This is a genomic window from Poseidonibacter lekithochrous, from assembly GCF_013283835.1.
GTDB lineage: Bacteria > Campylobacterota > Campylobacteria > Campylobacterales > Arcobacteraceae > Poseidonibacter > Poseidonibacter lekithochrous.
Genome location: NZ_CP054052.1, coordinates 1,252,548 through 1,274,507, shown reverse-complemented (window position 1 = coordinate 1,274,507; position 21,960 = coordinate 1,252,548). Strand labels below are relative to the sequence as shown.

20 protein-coding genes are annotated in these 21,960 nt (G+C 26.6%); 11 read left to right on the top strand and 9 right to left on the bottom strand.

The features are described from left to right. The first annotated feature begins 96 nt into the window (after positions 1-96). The 8 genes from ALEK_RS06190 to ALEK_RS06155 all read left to right on the top strand — a co-directional run bounded on the left by ALEK_RS06190 (position 97) and on the right by ALEK_RS06155 (position 7,979). Positions 97-762 (top strand): LOG family protein, encoded by a 666-nt coding sequence (locus tag ALEK_RS06190; RefSeq protein WP_071626017.1) that lies wholly within the window; start codon positions 97-99, stop codon positions 760-762. Positions 763-892: 130 nt separating this feature from the next. Continuing rightward, positions 893-2,662, top strand: a complete 1,770-nt coding sequence (locus ALEK_RS06185; protein WP_071626018.1) for a DUF1800 family protein — start codon at positions 893-895, stop codon at positions 2,660-2,662. A gap of 9 nt (positions 2,663-2,671) precedes the next feature. Beyond that, a complete protein-coding gene (locus tag ALEK_RS06180; RefSeq protein ID WP_071626019.1) occupies positions 2,672-4,141 on the top strand; it encodes a DUF1501 domain-containing protein in 1,470 nt (489 codons plus the stop codon). 96 nt (positions 4,142-4,237) lie between these two features. Beyond that, positions 4,238-4,837 carry a TetR/AcrR family transcriptional regulator gene (locus ALEK_RS06175; RefSeq protein WP_071626020.1) on the top strand — a complete coding sequence of 200 codons (600 nt, stop codon included), beginning with the start codon at positions 4,238-4,240 and terminating at the stop codon, positions 4,835-4,837. Positions 4,838-4,842: 5 nt separating this feature from the next. Next, positions 4,843-5,340, top strand: coding sequence for an effector binding domain-containing protein (locus ALEK_RS06170; protein WP_071626021.1), 498 nt, complete (start codon positions 4,843-4,845; stop codon positions 5,338-5,340). Positions 5,341-5,349: 9 nt separating this feature from the next. Beyond that, entirely contained in the window at positions 5,350-6,600 is a 1,251-nt protein-coding gene (locus ALEK_RS06165; protein WP_071626022.1) for a B12-binding domain-containing radical SAM protein, read from the top strand. 8 nt (positions 6,601-6,608) lie between these two features. Then, positions 6,609-6,857, top strand: coding sequence for a hypothetical protein (locus tag ALEK_RS06160; protein WP_071626023.1), 249 nt, complete (start codon positions 6,609-6,611; stop codon positions 6,855-6,857). 9 nt (positions 6,858-6,866) lie between these two features. Next, a complete protein-coding gene (locus ALEK_RS06155) occupies positions 6,867-7,979 on the top strand; it encodes an aromatic ring-hydroxylating oxygenase subunit alpha (RefSeq protein WP_071626024.1) in 1,113 nt (370 codons plus the stop codon). Here the strand turns inward: ALEK_RS06155 and ALEK_RS06150 are convergent. From ALEK_RS06150 to ALEK_RS06125, 6 genes are all read right to left on the bottom strand, one after another. Beyond that, positions 7,963-9,567 carry a cation:proton antiporter gene (locus ALEK_RS06150; protein ID WP_071626025.1) on the bottom strand — a complete coding sequence of 535 codons (1,605 nt, stop codon included), beginning with the start codon at positions 9,565-9,567 and terminating at the stop codon, positions 7,963-7,965. The genes ALEK_RS06155 and ALEK_RS06150 overlap by 17 nt on opposite strands. Before the next feature lie 12 nt (positions 9,568-9,579). Beyond that, positions 9,580-10,215, bottom strand: coding sequence for a hypothetical protein (locus ALEK_RS06145; protein ID WP_071626026.1), 636 nt, complete (start codon positions 10,213-10,215; stop codon positions 9,580-9,582). Next, a complete protein-coding gene (nhaA, locus tag ALEK_RS06140; RefSeq protein ID WP_071626027.1) occupies positions 10,208-11,506 on the bottom strand; it encodes a Na+/H+ antiporter NhaA in 1,299 nt (432 codons plus the stop codon). Before nhaA ends, ALEK_RS06145 begins: the two co-directional genes overlap by 8 nt. 93 nt (positions 11,507-11,599) lie before the next feature. After that, the gene (locus tag ALEK_RS06135; protein ID WP_071626028.1) at positions 11,600-12,985 is read right to left on the bottom strand and encodes an ATP-binding protein; all 1,386 of its coding nucleotides are present in this window, start codon (positions 12,983-12,985) and stop codon (positions 11,600-11,602) included. Further along, positions 12,975-13,655: a response regulator transcription factor gene (locus ALEK_RS06130; RefSeq protein WP_071626029.1), complete on the bottom strand. Its 681-nt coding sequence runs from the start codon at positions 13,653-13,655 to the stop codon at positions 12,975-12,977. Before ALEK_RS06130 ends, ALEK_RS06135 begins: the two co-directional genes overlap by 11 nt. Before the next feature lie 82 nt (positions 13,656-13,737). Further along, positions 13,738-14,241, bottom strand: coding sequence for a hypothetical protein (locus tag ALEK_RS06125; RefSeq protein ID WP_071626030.1), 504 nt, complete (start codon positions 14,239-14,241; stop codon positions 13,738-13,740). A 185-nt stretch (positions 14,242-14,426) separates the two neighbouring features. On the opposite strand from ALEK_RS06125, the gene ALEK_RS06120 reads away from it, so the two are divergent. Continuing rightward, positions 14,427-15,335 carry a surface lipoprotein assembly modifier gene (locus ALEK_RS06120; RefSeq protein WP_071626031.1) on the top strand — a complete coding sequence of 303 codons (909 nt, stop codon included), beginning with the start codon at positions 14,427-14,429 and terminating at the stop codon, positions 15,333-15,335. Positions 15,336-15,364: 29 nt separating this feature from the next. Here the strand turns inward: ALEK_RS06120 and ALEK_RS06115 are convergent, their stop codons facing one another. Further along, on the bottom strand, positions 15,365-17,239 hold the full coding sequence (locus ALEK_RS06115; protein ID WP_071626032.1) for a methyl-accepting chemotaxis protein: 1,875 nt from the start codon (positions 17,237-17,239) through the stop codon (positions 15,365-15,367). A gap of 278 nt (positions 17,240-17,517) precedes the next feature. On the opposite strand from ALEK_RS06115, the gene ALEK_RS06110 reads away from it, so the two are divergent. After that, a complete protein-coding gene (locus ALEK_RS06110; RefSeq protein ID WP_071626033.1) occupies positions 17,518-18,843 on the top strand; it encodes an MATE family efflux transporter in 1,326 nt (441 codons plus the stop codon). 134 nt (positions 18,844-18,977) lie between these two features. Next, positions 18,978-19,412, top strand: coding sequence for an outer membrane lipoprotein (locus ALEK_RS06105; RefSeq protein WP_071626034.1), 435 nt, complete (start codon positions 18,978-18,980; stop codon positions 19,410-19,412). Positions 19,413-19,444: 32 nt separating this feature from the next. On the opposite strand, the gene ALEK_RS06100 is transcribed toward ALEK_RS06105, so the two are convergent. Together ALEK_RS06100 and ALEK_RS06095 are read right to left on the bottom strand one after the other, a co-directional pair. Continuing rightward, positions 19,445-21,190, bottom strand: a complete 1,746-nt coding sequence (locus ALEK_RS06100) for a sensor histidine kinase (protein WP_071626035.1) — start codon at positions 21,188-21,190, stop codon at positions 19,445-19,447. Then, entirely contained in the window at positions 21,183-21,866 is a 684-nt protein-coding gene (locus ALEK_RS06095; RefSeq protein ID WP_071626036.1) for a response regulator transcription factor, read from the bottom strand. The genes ALEK_RS06100 and ALEK_RS06095 overlap by 8 nt, the downstream gene beginning before the upstream one ends. Positions 21,867-21,960: the final 94 nt, after the last annotated feature.

Here is a 21,960-nt window from a genome sequence, read left to right as displayed (position 1 = left end):
TTTAGTTTTTTAAAAAAAATAATTAATATTTCTAAACATAGGTTCTATAAGAAAAGTGGGCATATAATAGAAATAACAAGGAATAAGGAGGAAATCATGAAAAAAGAAGAACCAATTTACAAAAGAAGAATTGCGGATGATTTTAATGATGGAAAAGAACTTTTACAAAACCTTGAAAACAATATTACAATGTTTGGTAGTGCAAGAACTGCTCAATCAGATCAACATGCAATCCTAGCTCAAAAATTAGCCTACAACCTAGCTCAAAAAGGTATTAATATCATAAGTGGCGGTGGTAAAGGAATAATGGAAGCAGCAAATAGAGGTGCATACAAATCAAATAATGCAGAATCAATTGGATTAAGTATTAAACTTCCTTTTGAGGATTCATCAAACCCGTATACAACAAGAAACTTGATGTTTAATTACTTTTTTTCAAGAAAATATATGTTGGTTAAATACTCAAGAGCATGTGTAGTTTTCCCTGGTGGTTTCGGAACTCTAGATGAAATGTTTGAAGTTTTAACTCTTACACAAACAGGAAAAATGGCAGGTGGATTTAAAGTATATTTAGTTGGTGTTGAGTATTGGAAATACTTAGTAAAATTTATTGAAAAATCTTTATATCCAACAGGAATGATAAATAAAGAAGACATAGATCTTATTACATTAACAGATGATATTTCATTAATTGAAAAAGATATATCAGCCTTATTAAACAAAGATTTCATTGAAGAAGAAATAGATAAACTAATAAAATAACTTAGTTTATCTAAGCTCTCATAAACAAACAATCCCTTTAAAATATATTTTTAATAATCTAAAGTTAAGTAAAAAAGTTTTAAAATCTTATTTTTAGACTACTAGTCTAATACTTTTAATAAGGATTTTTATGGCAGATACTTTAGAAGATGCATCATTTTTTTTAATGCAAGCAACACTAGGTGCAAATTATGACACCATTTCAAATGTAGCAAGTACAGGAATTGAAACATGGCTTGATAATCAATTAAACTCAAGCTTTGATAATACAGATAGTTTTGAAAATAGAGTAAATCAAATTTGGCAAGATTTTAGAACTCAAGCAATTACAGCCTCAGGAGATAATGGAAGTGGCAATATTATTGGAGTTGGAAATGCAACACTACCGTATAACTTTTATTTTAGAATGGCATGGTGGCATAGAACTTTAGCAAAAGCAAACAGTAATATGAATGTAAATAATCCTATAACAAATGCAAAAGAAATTGATAGTAATGACTTAGTAAGACACAGAATTGCTCAGGCTTTAAGTGAAATCATTGTTATTTCCGATAAATCAAACTTAGAATTAGATGCCCTAGGAATGGCGAATTTTTATGATATTTTTTATGAAAATGCTTTTGGGAATTACAGTGATATACTAAAAGAAGTATCATTACACCCTTGTATGGGAGTTTATTTAACTCACTTAAATAATAAAAAAGAGAATGGAAATCAACATCCTGATGAAAATTATGCAAGAGAATTAATGCAACTTTTTACTATTGGACTAAATGAATTAAATAGTGATGCTAGTGAAAAAAAAGATGCCAATGGAAAAAACATCCCTACTTATAACAATGATGATATCAAACAATTAGCGAAAGTTTTTACAGGCATTAAAGCCTCTTCATATGAGTATGAATGGCCAGCTCAAATATCAGGTTTTACAAATAACTCTGCAATAGATTTAAGTGACTCCTCTCCTAAAATACATAAAACTATTCCTTATATTAATATAAGAAATCAAATGATTGAAGAGAGTTCACTACATGATATTACTACTAAGAGTTTATTAAATACAAAAGTTAATATCTCAAGTGGAGGTACATTAATCTCTGATGTAAATAAAGCAATTGATGATTTAGTAGCACATGCAAATACTGCACCTTTTATAGCAAAAAAACTAATACAACAACTTACAAACTCTAATCCTAGTGCTAGTTATATTCAAGCAGTTGCTAGTAAGTTTGGTACTAGTGGGGATTTAAAAGCTGTTATTAAAGAGATATTTTTAAATAGTGAAGCTAAAACAAGTGCAAAAAAACTAAAATCTCCACTATTAAGAATCACTCAATTATTAAGAGCTTTTAATACTTCTAATACTTCTAAAAAATTATGGTTTAGAGGAGATTTAGTAGATAATAAATTAAACCAGCATGTTTTATCTTCTCCTACGGTTTTTAATTTTTATTTACCAAACTATGCCCCACATGGAAGTATTGAAAATGCAAATGAAGTGGCACCAGAATTTCAGTTACATAATTCTGCTACATCAATAGCATACGTAAATAGTATGTATGAGTTACTTTTTAGTGATTCAAATAATAAACTAAATATTACAGTACCTACACAAATTCATGCAAGTGAGTTTTTTAGAACTTCTGATACAACTTTAGCAAATGACAAACTTGCTTTTGATTTTACAAGTGAAAAAGCCTTAGCTACAGCTTCGGATATAGAAACCCTAATAAAAAGAATCTCCTTAGTTTTAACTGGAAAAGAAAACATTAGCATATTAAATGAAATCAAAAATACAATTGATAATGAAATTGGATATAGCAATAAAAACTGGGTAGTTCAAACAGTAGTATTTATGATTGCTATTTCACCTGAATTTACAGTATTGAAAAAAAGATAAAGGCATAAAATGAGTAAAAAATTAACAAGACGAGAGTTTATAAAAAACTCCACTGCAATGGCTATTAGTGCTTCTATGTTTTTACATGGTTGTGGAGAAGCAGGATCTTTGAGTATAAATACAAGTTCAAATAACAATTTACCAAGTAATCCAAACAATAATAATGTAAATGCTAATAAATCTTTAGTTTATGTAATGCTTGCAGGAGGAAATGATAGTTTTAATATGTTAGTTCCTACAAATACAAACTCTTATAATGAATATCAAAGTTCAAGATCAAACCTAGCAATAACAAAAAATACTCTTTTACCTTTAAATGATTTTACTGATTCAAATGGTAAAACTTTTGCTGTACATCCAAGTATGGCAAAGGTGCAAAATCTATTTAACAGTAAAAAACTATCATTTATTTCAAATATTGCACCCCTAGTAAAACCTACAAATAAGACTTCATTTAACAATAATAGTGTGGAATTACCTCTGGGATTAATGTCACACTCTGACCAAATAAAACATTGGCAAACATCAAGAGCAAATGAAAGAACAAATATTGGGGTATTAGGAAAGTTTGCTGATAAATTCCAAGCTAATAAAGCAAATAATCAAATCTCTATGAATATCTCTTTATCAGGTACAAATATTTCACAAAATGGTAATTCTTCTAAAGAATATTCAGTGACAAAAGATGGAAGTATAGGTTTATTAGTAAAAAAGTCATCAAATGATCCCGCTATCACACAGCTAAATAATGCCCTACTTAGCAGTTTTAATACTGTTTTAAATAAGTCATATTCAGACTCTTTTGAAAATACTTATATGGAAACAACTAGGTATGCTCAAACACATCATGAGAAATTTAAAGCAGAAGTTAATAAAGTAAATATTGCTCATACGTATGTAAATTATGACAATAGAAGTGATATTAAATTTACAAGTACAGATAAATCTATTCCTGAACAATTTAAAATGATTGCTAAATCAATAAAAGCTTCAAGTGATTTAAACTTACCTAAGCAGACATTTTTTATTGAGTATTATGGCTGGGATCATCATGATGAACTTTTAAATAATCACAAAAGAATGTTAGAAGTATTAAGTAATGCCTTAGGAGATTTTCAAGCCTCACTAGAAGAGTTAGGAGTTGATGATAAAACACTAACTGTTGTTGCTTCTGATTTTGCTAGAACTCTTACCTCTAATGGAAACGGAACTGACCATGGATGGGGAGGAAATACAATTATTATGGGAAAAGATATCAAAGGTGGAGAAGTTTTTGGTCAATACCCTAGTTTGGCTTTAAATAGTAGTGTTGATATAGGTGGGGGAGTTATAATTCCTAGTTTATCTACAGATGAAATGTTTGCAGAACTTGCACTTTGGTTTGGATATGAAAAAAATGAATTAGATACTCTATTACCTAATTTGAAAAACTTTTATTCCTCATCTAGTACAAATAATCCTATTGGCTTTTTATCCTAAATAATATTTTATAGACCATTAGTCTATAATAAAGTGTATTTTAAGTTTAGTGCTATTATAATTCTCTTTATAGACCATCAGTCTAAAAGGAATTAAATGGCACCAAAGATCGTAAATAAAGATAAAAAGAGATTAGAGATACTTCATAAGGCTTATGATTTTTTAATCAAAGAAGGTATTAAAAAGTTTTCAATTGATTCTTTGTTAAAAGATTTAAATATGAGTAAAGGTAACTTTTATCACTATTTTGAGTCTAAAGATCAGTTAATACATAAAATGATGGAAGAGTTTACAAAATCATATATTCTTTATTGTGATGAGAAAATAAAGAACTCTGAAACATTAAAAAACAAACTTGAAGTTTTATTTGAAATGTATTTAAAAGATTCAAAAACTAATAAAGATTTTCTAAAACTATATAATGAATTTCTAATCACTTATTCTTCTAATAATCAAAGAAAGATATGTCAGATAAACAATGATTATATTACATATCTTTCTTTGAGTATTAAAACTGCTATTAAAGAAGAGATAGAAAAAGGATTTATAAAAGAAGAAGCTATATATTTTGTATCTACTTTAAGTGCAACAGTTGATGGAATGATGATGTATTCTTTTATATTAGAAAATTACAATCTAAATAAAGAAGTTCAAGACTACCTAGATAACTTTATATTAATGATAAAAAAGGACTAAGCAAAATGATAAAAATACTAATTTTTCTTATTCTATATACATATTCAAATGCTTTAGAATTCAACTTCAAACAAACAGCATTAGATGAATTTGAAATAAAAGGTTTCAGTAAAGCCATTGTATATAAAACAAAAGAAGATAGAGATAATCAAATAGCAAAATTATGGGAAAAACTATTCTCATCAAATAATTTTTCAGTAAAAAAAAGTAAAGATAAAAAATTATATGTGGTTTATACTAATTATAAAAAGAACTCTTTTGATTGTTTTATAGGAATAAAATCTGATTTAAAAATTAAAAACTTCGAAAGTAAACTTATCAAAGATTCAAAATATCAAAGAGGTATTTTAAAATATGAACAGAATTTGAATATGAGTGATATATGGGATGAAATTCAAAAAGAAAAAGTAAATAGAAATTTTAAAACAGATATTGAAGAGTACAGATTATTTGACTTAAGTAAAAGCAAATATGATGTAACAATTTATTTATCATCAAAATAAGGACAAAAAATGAAAGTTTCAAAAGTTCAACTTATTAAAGCATCAGCACCAAGTGATTTCAAAGATTATAAAGCAAAAAGAGGAAGTCCCTCTCAAAACATATTTTCAGCGGCAGCTGAGTTAAAAGGCAGAGTTGAATTAGAACTTATTGATGAAACAGCCAACCATCTAGTAAACTATAAAAGTGATGCCCAAATTATTGGAATATTTTTTTCAACTCCCGATGCGATAAGAGCATATGAAATAGCATCAAAATTTAAAGATATGGGGAAACTAGTATTCTTAGCTGGCTTACATGCTAGTTTTATGAGTGAAGAAGCACTTAAATATGGTCATAGTGTAATCCAAGGTGAATGTGAAGGGATAATTCATGATTTATTAGATGATTATGAAAGAGGTGATATATTAAAAGATATCTATAAAAGAGATTCTATTCTTGATTTAAAAGAATTAAAACCCTACCCAACTGATTTAATAGCAAAAGAGGATTATGATGATTTTTGGACAGTTACAGTAAGTAGAGGATGTCCTTATAAATGCCACTTCTGTGTTGTAAATCCATTTTTTGGGAAAATAAGATATAGACCAATTGAACAAATAGTAGAAGAAATAGCAAATAGTAAGGCTTCTTTTATTGAGTTACACTCGGATAATCTAACAGCTGATAAAAACTATGCAAAAGAGTTATTCCAAGCAATAACTCCTTTAAATATCAAATGGGCAGTTGCAAGTGATATTTCAATAGCCCAAGATGATGAACTTTTAAGACTTGCTTCAAAAAGTGGTCTTATGTATTTATTAGTTGGACTAGAAACTCCATCTCAAGAAGCACTAAAGGGTACGGGAAAAGGTTTTGTAAAAGTAAATGAAATAAAAGATAGAATCAAAAAACTACATGACCATGGAATTATAGTTGATTCAGCAATGATGTTTGGTTTTGATGAACATGATAAATCAATCTTTGATAGAAGTTTAGAGTTTGCAATAGATGTAAAAATTGATGTTTGTGACCCAGTAGTTCAAATACCTTTTCCTGGAACAAAACTTTTTAAAGATTTAGAGAGTCAAAATAGAATTCTAACTTATGACTGGTCACGTTATAATGGTTCTGATGTTGTATATGAACCAAAAAATTTAAGTGTTGAAGAGTTACTTCAAGGTCAATATGATTTCTATAAACAATTTAATTCTTTTTCAAACTATAGTAAAAGAAAATTTAGACAAATAAAACAACTTGGAATAAATGCATTTTATGCATAGGAGAAAAAATGAAAAAAATACTATTAGATAAACTCAAATCAAAACTAGCCTTATTATTTATTTTGATTTGTGTAATAAGTGGAAAATATTGGTTATTTGGATTTTTATTTTTAGTTTGGACAATATTAGATATTAGAAATAGACAAACTTACCTATTAGAAATAATTCAAAAAGATGAAAACCCAATTTTATATTGGATTATTGTAATAACTTGGTTTACTTTTGCAATATTGAGTTTTTTCACGGTTTCAAGTTAAGGATATAAGATGCAAGAAATAAAACAAATACTAGATAAAACTGCTTATTATGATGAAGCATGTTTTGAAAATGAAAAAGAAAAAATCTTTGAGACACAATGGCAATTTGTATGTATGGAAGAAGAGCTAAGTGAACCTAAATCTTATATATTAAAAGATATTGGAAATACACCTATTATTGTAGTTAATGATAAAAATGAGATTAATGCTTTTGTAAATATATGTTCTCACAGAGGAATGACAATTTTACGAGGTGATGAAAAAATTGAGTCTTCTATAATATGTCCTTATCATAACTGGAACTTCTCACTAAAAGGTGAATTAAAAGGTCTTCCTCAAAGTAAAGAGTTTGCCCATAAAGAAAAAAAATGTCTAGGATTAAAAAAAGTACAATGTGAAGTTTGGAACGGCTTAGTATTTGTAAACCTTGATTTAAAAGCTCAAAGTATTAGTGATATTCTAAATCCTATTAAAGACAGAATTTTACCTTATGATAATATCTCTGAGTTAAAATCAAATGATGGATATAAATATATTATAAATGCAAACTGGAAAATATTCGTAGAAAATTACATGGATGTTTATCATTTATTTCATATTCATAAAGAGAGTCTAAAAGAGTATGACCATAAAAATTCACACAATGAGTTTGTAAATAATCAATGGTTATTCTATCAGCCACTAAGCCAAAAAGGAAAAAGTTCTAGTTCTTGGTGGAGTGGATATATGGGTGATATAAAATCTTTCAATGGTCAAAAAGGTGCTTATGTAAGTATGTTATTTCCAAACTTTGGAATAACAGCTACAGAGAACTTATGTATGTTTATTCATATAAAACCTCTAAGTGCTACTCAAACTGAAATTGAAGTATTTATTAAATCAAACTATGGTTCAAAAAAGTTTAAAAATGAATTAGTTTATGACTATAGAGATGGAAAAAAATCAAAGAGTGAGTTATTGAAAAAACCTGATGTAATGAATGAGGATATATATGTTTGTGAGATGATTCAAAAAAATATTAAATCACCTCACTTTAAAGTAAATGCCTTAGCACAAGACTTAGAAAAACCTCTTTTTGAGTATCAATCTATTATAGAAAAGCTTCTTAATCCAAAGAGATAGCTTCTTCATACATGGCAGAGGCTGTTTTTTCAGTCTCTACAATAATATGAGATAGGTTTAATCTTGATAAATCATTCTTCTCTTCATATTTATTTACTTTTACAACTGTCTTTTTACCCTCTGCCATTTCATCTACAACCTCACATATATGGATTAGTTTCTCACTATTTCCAATACATACAATTACAGAAGAAGCATCATGAATATTCAAAGACTTTAAAATATCTTTTTTAGCTGCATTTCCATAAATCACTGGAAGTCCTAGTTTTTGCGCATCTATTACTGTTTTTATATCATTTTCAATGGCTATAAAAGTACCACCATCTTCTTTGATAAGATTAGCAATGTTTTTACCAAGTCTTCCAAAACCAATTAAAATAATATGATTTGATAATTCAGAATTACTAACAACAGAACTATTACTTACTTTGCTTTCTCCTCCATTTAACTTATCAACAATAGTAGATAGATTTTTTAGTACAAAAGGTGTAATAATCATAGAAATTACAACTGTTACAATTAAAATCTGTCCAATAGTTGGGTCTATTAAATCTCGTGCAAATGATAACTCAAATATAACTAAGGCAAATTCACCTAATTGAAACAGTGAAACAGCTGTTTTAAGTGATGTTCTATTATTACTTGTTAATCTCATAATTGCATAAATAATACTAATTTTTATAACAATAATAATTGGTAATAAAACTACAATAGAAGTAATATTTTCATAAATAATTTTAAAATCTAATTGCATACCAACTGTAATGAAAAACACACCTAATAAAAGATCTCTAAAAGGAATTAGATCTGCTTCAACTTGATGTTTATATCTTGTCTCTGCAATCATCATACCTGCAATAAATGCTCCTAATGAATAAGAAAACCCAAAAACATGAGCTATATATGAAGTTCCAATTACTAAAAGTAAAATCGAACTAATGAATATTTCATTTGATTTTGCTTTTGCTACATTTAATAAAAATGGCTCTAATAAATACTTTCCTGCAATAAATAGACCAAGTAATAAAATAGTTGCATCTATAAATGTTTGTGTAAGCAGTGAAGAAATAGATTGATTTACACTTGAAAAAATCGTAATCATTAATAAAATAGGAATTACAGCAATATCTTGAAATAGTAAAACCCCTAAAACTCTTCTTCCATAAGGTTTATTAATATCTCCATTTTCATTTAGAACTTTTAAGACAATTGCAGTTGATGATAAAGCAAAAGCAAGTCCTATAATAATTGAAGATTTTAAATCTAGTGAGAAAAAATAGTTTCCAATAAAAGAGAATAAAACAGCTGTTAAAATAACTTGGGAACCACCATATAAAAATACTTCCTTTTTCATTTTTATCAAATGATTTACAGAGAATTCCAAACCAATTGTGAACATCAGGAATACAACACCAAATTCTGCTATTTCTTTTAAATCTTCATTATGAACTGCTTCATGTAAATTAAATCCATAAGCAATTATTGTACCTGTTGCTATATATCCAATGATTGTTGGTATTCCTACTTTTTTCAAAAATAGATTTAAGATTGTTGAAATAAGAATTGTAAATATAATAATTTCTAACATGTTATTTTCCTTTTATTTCTTTCTTCTTGTTTTTGAAACACGATCTTTATTAAACTTGTATTTTGTTTTTTTAAGTATTTCTATTAAATCTGTTGAAACCCTATGAATATCGACAATATTTTTTTTATCTTCATTTTTATCTAAAGCTGCAACTTCATATTTTTCTATTAAAGATAGAAAATCGAAATCTTTTAAAAATGGATATAAAGTCACAGATTTTTCTTCTTCAATTACCCAATGACTCAAAGTACAAAGTACTAAGAACTCAGGCATAAACACCCTCTCTTTAGGAATATGAAACTCTATTCTTTTTGCCATTGCATCATAATAAGTAATCAAAGGTTCTTCATATTTTGCAAGTTTTTTCAAAGGAGCATATCGTTTTGCAGTTTGTACTAGATTCAATAAGTACTCTACATTTACAACAACATCTTCTAGTTTTTCTTTTAGATCCCATAAACTTTTATAAATCTTTTTTGTATCTTCAATACTTCCTATTTTCATAAGTTCTACATTTTCATTTTTTGCAAAGAACCGCTCTAGAGCAGTTCTTGCAAATACTAATAATGCTTCTGTTTTTACATCTCTTATTAGTTTTGGTTTTATTCTGTTTTTACAGTTTGTGTTTAAAACAATATCTTCAGCCATTTTGAATCCTTGTCTTATTATTTGCTTTTAAAATCAATAAAACACCAATAATACCAGCAATAAAAGAAGCAAAGAAAATACCAATTTTAACAGCTGAAATAACACTAGCATCAACAAAGGCTAATTGAGTAATAAAAATGGACATTGTAAATCCAATACCACCCAAGAAACCAACTGCCATAATCTCACCCCATGAAATATCATCAGGTTTTGTTACGATTTTTAATTTTGTAGCTAAATATGTAAAACCAAAAATACCTATTGGTTTACCTACTAATAGACCTAATACAACACCTAATACAATCATCATATTTTGAGATACTGCTGAGAAATCTAAAACAACTCCTGCATTTGCAAAAGCAAAAATTGGCATAATTAAAAATGCAGACAGACCATGTAATTGATGTTCTAATTTTAAAAGTGGGTTTTGAACCTTGTCGTATTTATAGGCAATACTCTCTAATACATCAATTTGATGGTGATTTAAAATAGGTATATTATCTATGTTTTTTTCAAAGTCATTTACTAGTTCTTTAGTACCATTAATAAATTCTTTTTCATTTACCTTAGATTTAATAGGAATAGCAAAAGCCAATAAAACCCCTGCAATTGTCGCATGAATTCCAATAGAGTGAATATAAATCCATAATGCAATACCTAAAATCAAATATGGAATTAATGAAGTTACTCTTCTATAGTTTAACAACCAAATTAAGGCATATATAATACCAGCATGAAGAAAGTACTCAAAATGTATTTGGCTTGTATATACAGTAGCAACTACCATTACAGCACCTAAATCATCAACAACAGCAAGAGCTACTAAAAATAGTTTTAAAGCTGGATTTACTCTTTTTCCTAAAAGCATTAAAATACCTAAAGCAAAAGCAATATCCGTGGCCATTGGAATACCAAATCCTTTTGGGTCATCCAAGTTAAAAAATACATAGAACAGTGCAGGAATTAACATTCCTCCAATTGCAGCGATAATTGGGAAAGATGCTTTTTGAACAGAAGACAATTCTCCTATTAAAAGTTCTCTTTTAATCTCTAATCCAACCATCAAAAAGAATATTGCCATTAATCCATCGTTTATCCATTGAGTTAAGGTCATAGAAATTTGATGTTCACCTAATGTTACACCTAAACTTTTATTCCATAATTCAAAATAACTATCACTAAACGCTGAATTAGCAATAATAACTGCTAATAAAGTTGCTATGAATAATAATACACCACTAAACGATTCATCTTTTATAAATCGTTGAAAAACTTGTAACTGTTGAGTCATTAAATAACCTTTATATATTGTTACATTAACTATATATAAAAACTGTCAATACTCCTAGGTAGGATTTATTGACAATTACTTGACACTTTTTTATTATTTGAAGTTTATAGAGAAGATATTATGGGGTTCTTTGTAGTTATATTGAAAATTAAAGTCGTGCATTTGTAAGATTTTATTGACAATATTCAATCCTAAACCGTGACCTTGCTGTTGATTTGCTTCCCTTGTAAAAGGTTGAATATAATAATTTAAATCATTAAATAATTTATTTGCGTTGTTTTTTATATACAAAGTTTTATTTTCTGTATGAATTTCAATTGGGTATATATTTGAGTATTTCATAGCATTATCAATTAGATTTTTTATTACAATAGTAAGATAATAAAAATCTGCTTCAATTTGAAAATCATCCTCTAATTCTATAGATATTTTTGATTCATCATCAATTGATAATTTTGATAAAGCTTCTAAAATCACTGTTGAAATAAGGAATTTTGATTTATCTAAAGTAGCGTGATTTAGTCTTTCTCTCTCTAAAAGTTTACTTGTTAGAGTTTCAATATCATAAAAAACTTCATTAATATTATCTAGACTTTTTTCATCTTTTTTTACTCTAATTTTTTCTAATAAAAACTTTCCTTTTGTTATTGGAGTTTTTAGTTCATGACTAATATTTCGAAGAAGTTCTTCTCTTGATTTAATAAAAGATTCTTGTTGTTCTAGATATTTATTAAGGTTATTTGTAATTTCACTAAGTTCATTACCCTCTTCTATATTGATTTTAATAGTTTTCTCATTATTACTAAGTAGTTGTAAAACCCCTTTATTTAGAGTTTTTAACATGATTTTTATTTCTCTAATTAATTTAGATGAGATTATAAAAGATAGTGAGAATGATATAAAAAGAAGAATTATAAGTTCAAGTTTTATCTTACTTAAAAAGGCTTCTTTTTGTTTTTCTGTTTGATTTAGTTTTGCTTGTAATAACTCAATTTCTTCGATTATTAGGGTCTGAGTACTACTACTTATAGAATCAAACCTATCACTAAAATCAAAAAAGTTATCTTTTGTTGATTTTGAAATAGTAAGATTATATAAATCTACTTTTATTAAATTTTCTGCTTTTTTTAGATTATTAAAAATTGTAAGTAATTTATCTTTTTCTATACCAGTTTCTGCATGTTTTAATACATCTGTTTTTAACTGCCAAAGTTTTTTGAAAAGTTCATTTGCTTTATCTTTTCTATCTTTTACAATTTCTGTTTTTCTTCTATCCACAATAATATCAAGAACAACCCAAGCAAAAGCAGTATTAAGTTCTTTTATTTTCTCTACTTTTCTAATTTGTTCATATCTTTGATTTTGTAAAAGATGAATATCATTTACATTAATTATTGCATAAAAGAAAATTCCAATTATAAATATGATAATTGATAAAATTAATAAGAAGGAGATATATAATCTTTTTTTAATTGTCATTTATAAACTTATACCCTATCCCCCAAACTGATTTAATATGTTTAGAATCTTTTGAATCATCATCAATTTTGAATCTAATATTACTAATATGCATATCAATAGTTCTATTTTTTGTATCATTTTTTAATGAAGTTTGATTTAATATTACTTCCCTTGAGATAATCTTATTTGCATTATTTAGCAACAACATAAATATTTCATTCTCTATTTTAGTAAACTCAATTTCATTATTATCTAAAAAAACTTGATTTGTATCTTTTTGTACTTTAAAAGAACCAATTATATAAGAACTCTCAGTAACATATCTTTTTAAGATTGCATCAATTCTTAATACTAACTCTCTTGGTTCATAAGGTTTTGCAAGATAATCATCTGCTCCTAATTCAAAACCAAATATTTTATTTCCTAAGTCATCTCTAGCTGTTGAGATAATTATGGGTATATCTTTTATCTCTTTTAGTTTTTTTAGTAAATCAAAACCATCCATTTCTGGAAGTCCTAAATCTAAAATGACTAGTGAGTAATCATTAGCATTTTTAGAAAACTCTTCTAAAGCACTTCGTGGACTTGAAAAAATTGTACAAAAGTACTTGTACTCTTTTAGATACTCATCTATTAAATTTTGTAAACTAATATCATCTTCTATTAATAGTATTTTCTTCGAATCCATAAACTGCCTTGCTATTTACTTTATTTTCAATAATTTTATCTTTTTTAAAATTGATTCGAACTTACAGTATAATTTGGGTTAATTAGTCTTCTAAAAACTTATTGATAGATTTACCTTCTTTTCCTCCAATAATATTTTCATTAATCATTTTTGAAATATTCTTAAATTTATTAATATCTACTTCATCTTTGTCTTTTTTTACTTCCTCAATTATATTTTTAACTAAAGATAGAACTTTCTTTGGATTTTCATTCTTCTTTAAATCAGCTTTTACTTCATCAACTGTTACTTTTCCATCTTTATTTGTATCCAAACTTTTAATTTTCTTTATTGCATCTTCTAAATCCTTAGGACTTACTTTGTGCTTATTTAATTCATCTAGAACTTTATTTGTTTTTCCACCAATAAGTTGTTTTATTCCTTTTAATTTTGCTTGTTCAACAGAAACAACAATAGTCTCACGAGGGTCTTTTATTTCAGTTTTTTCCTCTTTCTTTGGGATCTCATCTTTTTTAGTAGTTAATACTTTCTTCTTTAAATCAATTATTGCATTAGCATCTTTATTTACTGAGTTTGTAATTTTCATATTAAATCTCCTAATTAATTTTTAGACCATCAGTCTAATTATAAATCAATTATAAATAAATAATGCTAAATAAAACTTATAGAAATTTAATGAGCTCTTATAAATTTTGAAATTCTTTATCAATCACACCTTTCTCACACTTTTTTCTTTTATATTTACAGTAACAATTAAATCAAGGATTATTTATGAAAAAAGTATTATTATCATCATTATTAGCTTGTTCATTATTCGCAGCTGAACAAAATTATATAGAACTAGGTTTTGGATCAATGGATTCAAAAGACAACTTTTCAACTGACTCAAAAGAGAGTATCTCATCATTAGGAAATGCTCAATCTGAAAAAGAATCAATTCCTTATTTTGAATTTCTTTATGCTTATGAATTAAATGAAAATATGAAAATCTATACAGCTTCACAATTTGGAGAGTTTAGAATTGGTTCAGAAGTAGAATCAAACTATGGATTATTTGACTTTGGTGTTAAAGCTGATTTAATGGGTGAAGCATGGAAGAATCCATATCAAACAGGAAGTGCTAGAGAAAAAACTGATACTCAAGAATTTGGAGTATATTTAGGTTATGGTTTATCATTTAATGCGCAACATGAATCTATGATAAAATACGAATTTTCAAACAAAGAGTATGACAAAGACGATTTAACAGGTGATTTAAAAAGAGATGGGAAAAGACATGTTTTATCTTTTGAAAACATGTACCACTCTTCATTATTTGGAAAACAAACTTCTTATATTGGAAACTTAGCACTAGAAAATTTTGATGCAGATGGAGAAGCTAACTCATATAATAAATATGGAGTTGAGTTTGGAACATCAACTGCTTTCAATGATGATTTAAGACTTACTTTATTAGCTAACTTTGGAAAACAAGATTATGAAAAACATAATACTGCTGTAAACCAAAAAGTAAATGTGAAAATTTATGGAGCAAAAGCAGTTCTTAAATGGAGCAAACCATTTGATTATAAAAATACTTATGTTAGTTTAAAGTCTGGCTATGAAAAAGAAGAAGCAAATACAGACTTCTATGACAAAGAAAATACATTTGGTATCTTAAGTTTTGGTTACCTTTTCTAGAAGCACCCGCTTCTAGAATCATTTAGTTTTTACTCTTTAAATTTCTTATTACTTAAATCTAAAACTATCTCTTTTGCTATTGAATCTGTTTTCATAGCAATATCTTTTGTTTCATTTGCAATTACTGCATTTTTTTGTGTTTGTGTATCAAGTAAAGCTATTGCACTATTAATTTGCGTAATTCCTTGTTCTTGCTCTCTCGAAGCTATTGCAATACTTTGAATAGTTTCTGTAGTTTTTTCAATATTATGTAATAACTCATCATAACCTTCAATCATTTTATTACTAATGGATTTTCCATAACTAGCTTTTGAAGTTGCAAGTTCTACTATACTTTTAATCTCTTTAGCAGCCTCGGCAGACCTATTGGCAAGGTTTCTTACCTCTTGTGCAACAACAGCAAAACCTTTTCCAGCTTCACCAGCCGTTGCCGCTTCTACAGCTGCATTAAGTGATAAAATATTTGTTTGGAATGCAATTTGATCAATAACACTAATTGCTTCATTTATTGTATTTACTTGTTCTGTAATTTCACTCATAGCATTACTTGTATTTTTTGCTAACTCTTGCCCTTCTTTTGCAGAAGTATCAACTTCATTTGCATAATTACTCATCTCAATTACATTATTTGAATTATTCGTAACTGTTGATGTAATTTCTTCTAAAACGGCAGATGTTTCTTCTAAAGAAGCTGCTGCTTCATTTGAACTAATATTTAACATATCAACATTTTTAATTAATGTGTCAGATGAACTCTCTAATGTTTTTCCTACATTAAAAGATTGTGATAATAACTCAGAGATTACATCTCCTAATTCATTAATAGCAATAGCAACATTTGCCGATGTATCAGGGAATCTTACAGTAAAGTCATGATTTTTATAGCTTGATAAAACATTTAATAAAGTAGGAATATTTCCAGCAATTGTATGATTTAAATCACACTGCATTTTTGTTAGAATATCTTTTAATTCTAATAAAGCTTTTGTTTGTGTTTCTTTATTTATTTGAGCTACTAAATTTCCACTTCCAATCTCTTTTGCAAAATTAGCAATATCTTTTACAAACTCATCATCTTGAATAATTGACTTTTCAATATTTTGAATATTAGAATTAATCGTTTGAGCCATTTGACCAAATTCATCTTTTGAATTTAAATCAATAATAGAAGATTTATTTGTCTTTTTATTTAAAAAGTCAAAGAAATCTTGTAATCCAAATTGTACTTTTCCAACTGATTTTATTAATTGGTTTGAAATTAAATAAGCAATTAACGTTCCAATTATTAGTGAAACTATTAGAATTAAAATCATAATATTAGAGAAACTACTAGCTACCTCTCTTGCTTCTGGTGTTGCAATTTGGTTTTTATTTTCTTGATAATCAATAAATTCATTTACCACTTTTAACCAATAAGTGAAATTTCCACTGGCTTTTTCAAGTAATAAATCTTTTGCTTCAGAATCTTTAGCATCCATTTTCAATTCAATTATTTTAGAAACCAAAGGTAGTGTTTCTTTTTCAATATTTTTTATTTTTGCTAATATTTCTTTTTCTTTAGCATCAACATTTAAACCATCAGAAAAAATCATATCCAGAGGTTTTGCGGACATTATATAAAACTTTTCTAATTTTTTTATATCTTCTACAGATTTCTTAAATAATGCATCATCTTTATTTGTAGCTAATACTAAATCTCTAATAGCAATAGCTCTATCATGAACACTACCTCTAAAATTAATCGCATATCTTTGTTTAACTGAGTTTACTTCAACTATTACATTTAATGTATCATTAATAAAATTTACTTTATAAACACCAATAGATGTAATAAAAATAATAATTATAATCATTAAAGTAAAACCAGAATATAATTTCTTTGAAATCGTCATATTTTCAAACATTTCTTCTCCTATAACTTAATTAATAATTTCTAAATTCTACATGCTTTTTCTTAATAGTTAATGAATTTTAGCTACAAAAAAAACAAATCAAATAATTCTACTAAGCCCGTATAATAGTAACTCTTGATGTAACACTAAGTAAATAATGAAATACATTTTATTAATATTTACAGATTATTAATTTTGGTAAACCCCTCTTTTTTCACATTATTTTATACTAAACTATGATAAAATATCTTTCCAAGTAAGATATTTTACTACATTAAAATTGGAAAATTATGTTAGATACAAAACCTTATATACTATTTTTTAAATATGTTATTCCCTCAATATTAGGACTATTAGCAATATCTTCTGCAAGTATCATTGATGGATATTTTGTAGGAAATTATGTAGGAGCAATTGGACTTGCTTCAATAAATATTTCATACCCTATTACTACTGTTCTTTTTGGATTAGCTTTAATGTTTGCAGTTGGAAGCTCAGTTATGGTTGGAAAACTAATGGGTGAGAACAATTCAAAAGATGCTTCCAATGTTTTTACAAAATCCATTATTTCTGTTTCACTTATTAGTATTGTTGTATGTTTAATTTTGTACTTAAGTTTAGGAAATATTTTAGATATTTTAAATGTTCAAGATGAACTAAGAGAAAAGACTTTTCTTTATCTTCCAATACTTTTAGTTTTTTTACCATTTTTAATGAGTGCTATTGTTTTGGATTATTTTGTAAGAGTAGATGAAAATCCAAACCTTTCTTTTGCAGCATTATTTTTAAGTTCATTAATAAATGTAGGACTTGATTACTTATTTATCGTAAAGTATGATTGGGGAATAAGTGGAGCAGCTTATGCTACTGGTATTTCTCAAGCAGCTATTATTTTGATTTTACTTCCTCATTTCTTTTCAAAAAAAGCAACATTAAAACTAGTAAAACCAACAGGTTCATGGCTAAATATAATACAAGCTGTTAAAAATGGGGTATCTGAGTTTGTAAATGAATCAAGTGCTGGAATTACTGTACTTATTTTCAACTATATTATGCTTCAAAACTTTGGTGCAACTGGTGTTGCTTCGTATACAATTATTGGCTATTTCATTATGATAAGTGTTATGGTTAGTTTTGCAATCGCAGATGCACTACAGCCAATAATCTCCAAGAATTACGGAGCTTTACACTTCCAGAGAATCAAAAGTTTTCTAAAATTAGGCTTTCTTACAATCATAATTATTGAAGCCCTTATAACACTAACGGTATTAATAGTTCCAGAAGCATTAATAAATATATTTTTAGAAAGCTCTGAGCTTGAAACAAAAAGAATTACAATAGAGTTTATATCTTATGCCTGGCCTGCATTTATATTTCTGGGCTTAAATATTTTGATTACATCATATTTAACATCTATACAAAAACCACTATATTCTGTAGTTATTGCATTATTAAGAAGTTTGATATTACCAGTTATATTTATAATCACACTTCCAAATATCTTTGGAAATGTAGGTATTTTTATGGCTTTAGCAATTTCAGAGTTTCTTACATTTATAGTGGCTTCTTATATATTTATAAATAATAGACCAACTTTGATAGAAAAAAGGAGTTAGCTTTTAATTAATAAAGCAGCTCTAATCCAATAAATACTTCTACTCTTAATTTATTTAGAAGTAAACTTTTAGAAATCCCCATAATTTCCACATATTTTTTTAGTACATTTCAAGAACTAAATAAAGGGGATAAAATGAAAAAATTTCTTTCTATAATATTTTTGGCGGTAACACTTGTATTTACAGGTTGTATGAATAATAATGATGTTTCATATGATTATGAAGATTATAAAAAAATTAAACAAGTAATGGTTGGCACAATACTTAATGCTAGAGCTGTTAATATTAAAGATGATGGTAAAGGCAGCATAATTGGAGCAATAGGTGGAGGAGTTTTAGGATCAACAATAGGAAAAGGTAATGGCTCAACACTAGCAACTCTAGGAGGTGTTGCATTGGGAGGATTTATTGGTAATTCTATAAATAAAACTAAAGCACAAGAGCTTACTGTAAGACTTGAAAATGGTGAGACTATTGTTGTTTTATCAAAAGAAACAGCCTTTATAAATGGGGATAGAATACGAATAGTTAAAGTAGGAGATGAAGTTTCTAGTGTCTATAAACTTTAAATAATAAACAAGTAAAGATAAACTTTACTTGTTTATTTATTTGGTATCTTTATACTAAATAATGCACCCTCTTCTATATTTGAAACATCTAATTTCCCAGCAATATTTTTTTCAATAATCATTTTTGACATATAAAGTCCAATTCCTAAACCTTTATCTTTGGTTGTAAAATATGGTTCAAAAACTTTCTGTAATATTTCATTTTTTATTCCACCTGCATTATCTGAAATTTCAATAAATATGTTTTTCTTTTCTTTATAAAGATGAATATTAATTATAGGATTACTTGTATCTTTTCTAATAAACTCATCTTTAGCATTATTTAAAATATTAAAAATTACTTGTAATAACTCACCTCTTAAACTCTTAATTTCTATATCTTTTTCATATGTAAATTTTACTTCTATTTCATATGAATTTAAACTCGCACTTAAAAGATTGATCACCTCATCAATTGCTATTTTTAAACTAAAAAGCTCTTTTTCCTTAGATACTTTGAAAAAGTCTCTAAAATCATCAATAGTATGAGACATAAACTCTAACTGATTTTTTGCTTCAATTGATTTCTTATCAAAATACTCACTTGTTAATTTATCTCTTTCAAATGCTGTTTTTAGATTCATCATAATATATGATAGATGAGTTAGTGGTTGTCGCCATTGATGAGCAATATTACCAATCATTTCTCCCATGGAAGCTAGTTTACTTTGGTGTGTCAAAAACTCTTGTTGTTGTAGTTTTTCTTCTTCTAAAATTTTCATTTTATAAGATAATGCAAATGCTAATATCAACGACTCTAAAGGAGCTATTACATGAATAATATAATTTGGTTTAATAAAAAGTTCTTGCGTAGTAAAATAGAATTGGAACTCAATAAAAAGAAAAGAGAAAACCATTATACTCCATGAGATTAAATAGAATAATGCAGGTTTATATCCTTGATTATATACCACATAACCAGCAATAAGATAAACAATTAAAAGAGTAGAAAGAGGCATCATATCTGCCATAAAATAGAAATTAAAAATCCAACCAGATAACATATCTAGGGTATATAAAAATATTGAATATGTAAGGATTTTATCAATTATAGGAGTATTTACTTTTGTATTTAAAAATGATTTTGTAAATAAATTTGAAAATAAATAGAAAGAAAAGAAAATTATATCCATATAAAATCTATCATTTTCAATTTCTCTATACGATAAGAAAAGCAAAATACCAAGCATTGAGAGTTGTGTTAAAGCATAATAAATATAAGTTTTTTCTCTATTAAAAATAAAAAAAGCTATATAATATAAAAAAGCAGCGAATACAATTCCATATGCAACTCCAAAAAACTTGCTTAATAATATTTGTTTAAAGGCATAATCGTTTGATTCAGAAACAAAAATATTAAAGTTTACATAATCATCAATATTGTTAAGTTTAATATAAATTGTCTCCGTAAAACTATCTAAAGACTGATCTAAAACTTTATTTTTATAAATATCAAGATACTTTATATCTTTTTCAACAGAGATATTATTAAACTCGGTATCTAATTCAACTGAATATAGTTCATCATCAAGTTTAGATTTATCAAAGGTAACTCTTAAAAAGAATATATTTGAGGAAGCTCTAATAAAAGGAAGTTTAGTTCGTTTAAATTTTTTTGATTCTTTTATATCTTCTACACTCAAACTTCTATCTGTACTTTCAAATACTTCAACTTTTTTGATTATTGAGGCATCTAAAAAAGATATAAATAAAAATACATATATAAATACTCTAAACATTTTTTTCTAAAACCTGTACTTGATAACCTATTCCTGAAACATTTTTAATTGTTTGTTTACTTATTTTTTTTCTAAGCTCTTTAACAATAGATCGAATAGCATCTTCACTCATATTCCCATTCCAAACATAATTACTTAATTCAGAATACTTTACAGCTCTTTTACTGTTCTTTAGTAATAACTCTAAAAACATCAACTCTTTTTTTGTAAGCATAATTTGTATTTCATTTTTAAATAGTGTTTTATTTAACATATCAAAGCTAATATCATTTTCAAAAAAGAATATACTTTTATCTTCAAATACATCTAAAACACATGATTTTAAAATAGGAAGTAGTTTATCTTCTGTTATTGGTTTTGTAAGATATTTTACTAAGCCTAAATCTATAGCTTCTAATAAATAAGATGTTTCTAAAAATGCAGTTGCAACAATAATTCTAGTAGTTTTATCTTTTTGTCTTATTTGTCGAACCATTTCTAAACCATTTAGTTTTGGCATTTTAATATCTGTGATTATAATATCAGGTTTGAATTTTTCATATACTTCTATACCTTCTAATCCATCTTTAGCTTCATATACATTATCACAATAGAATTCTAGATATTCAACAGCATTAGATCTTATTAAATCTTCATCATCAATATAAAGTATTTTAATGTTTTTTAGTTTTTCCATATTTCATCTTTTTTATTTTATAAATTTATTATATTTAAAAAAACTGGGGAAATAATGAGTTTTTCCCAGTTTTTCCACATTTAATTTTTTTATG

Excerpts from the sequence above, each read along its gene's own strand:
- ALEK_RS06190 (WP_071626017.1), top strand. The coding sequence starts at position 97 with ATGAAAAAAGAAGAACCAATTTACAAAAGAAGAATTGCGGATGATTTT.
- ALEK_RS06185 (WP_071626018.1), top strand. The coding sequence starts at position 893 with ATGGCAGATACTTTAGAAGATGCATCATTTTTTTTAATGCAAGCAACA.
- ALEK_RS06180 (WP_071626019.1), top strand. The coding sequence starts at position 2,672 with ATGAGTAAAAAATTAACAAGACGAGAGTTTATAAAAAACTCCACTGCA.
- ALEK_RS06175 (WP_071626020.1), top strand. The coding sequence starts at position 4,238 with ATGGCACCAAAGATCGTAAATAAAGATAAAAAGAGATTAGAGATACTT.
- ALEK_RS06170 (WP_071626021.1), top strand. The coding sequence starts at position 4,843 with ATGATAAAAATACTAATTTTTCTTATTCTATATACATATTCAAATGCT.
- ALEK_RS06165 (WP_071626022.1), top strand. The coding sequence starts at position 5,350 with ATGAAAGTTTCAAAAGTTCAACTTATTAAAGCATCAGCACCAAGTGAT.
- ALEK_RS06160 (WP_071626023.1), top strand. The coding sequence starts at position 6,609 with ATGAAAAAAATACTATTAGATAAACTCAAATCAAAACTAGCCTTATTA.
- ALEK_RS06155 (WP_071626024.1), top strand. The coding sequence starts at position 6,867 with ATGCAAGAAATAAAACAAATACTAGATAAAACTGCTTATTATGATGAA.
- ALEK_RS06150 (WP_071626025.1), bottom strand. The coding sequence starts at position 9,567 with ATGTTAGAAATTATTATATTTACAATTCTTATTTCAACAATCTTAAAT.
- ALEK_RS06145 (WP_071626026.1), bottom strand. The coding sequence starts at position 10,215 with ATGGCTGAAGATATTGTTTTAAACACAAACTGTAAAAACAGAATAAAA.
- nhaA (WP_071626027.1), bottom strand. The coding sequence starts at position 11,506 with ATGACTCAACAGTTACAAGTTTTTCAACGATTTATAAAAGATGAATCG.
- ALEK_RS06135 (WP_071626028.1), bottom strand. The coding sequence starts at position 12,985 with ATGACAATTAAAAAAAGATTATATATCTCCTTCTTATTAATTTTATCA.
- ALEK_RS06130 (WP_071626029.1), bottom strand. The coding sequence starts at position 13,655 with ATGGATTCGAAGAAAATACTATTAATAGAAGATGATATTAGTTTACAA.
- ALEK_RS06125 (WP_071626030.1), bottom strand. The coding sequence starts at position 14,241 with ATGAAAATTACAAACTCAGTAAATAAAGATGCTAATGCAATAATTGAT.
- ALEK_RS06120 (WP_071626031.1), top strand. The coding sequence starts at position 14,427 with ATGAAAAAAGTATTATTATCATCATTATTAGCTTGTTCATTATTCGCA.
- ALEK_RS06115 (WP_071626032.1), bottom strand. The coding sequence starts at position 17,239 with ATGTTTGAAAATATGACGATTTCAAAGAAATTATATTCTGGTTTTACT.
- ALEK_RS06110 (WP_071626033.1), top strand. The coding sequence starts at position 17,518 with ATGTTAGATACAAAACCTTATATACTATTTTTTAAATATGTTATTCCC.
- ALEK_RS06105 (WP_071626034.1), top strand. The coding sequence starts at position 18,978 with ATGAAAAAATTTCTTTCTATAATATTTTTGGCGGTAACACTTGTATTT.
- ALEK_RS06100 (WP_071626035.1), bottom strand. The coding sequence starts at position 21,190 with ATGTTTAGAGTATTTATATATGTATTTTTATTTATATCTTTTTTAGAT.
- ALEK_RS06095 (WP_071626036.1), bottom strand. The coding sequence starts at position 21,866 with ATGGAAAAACTAAAAAACATTAAAATACTTTATATTGATGATGAAGAT.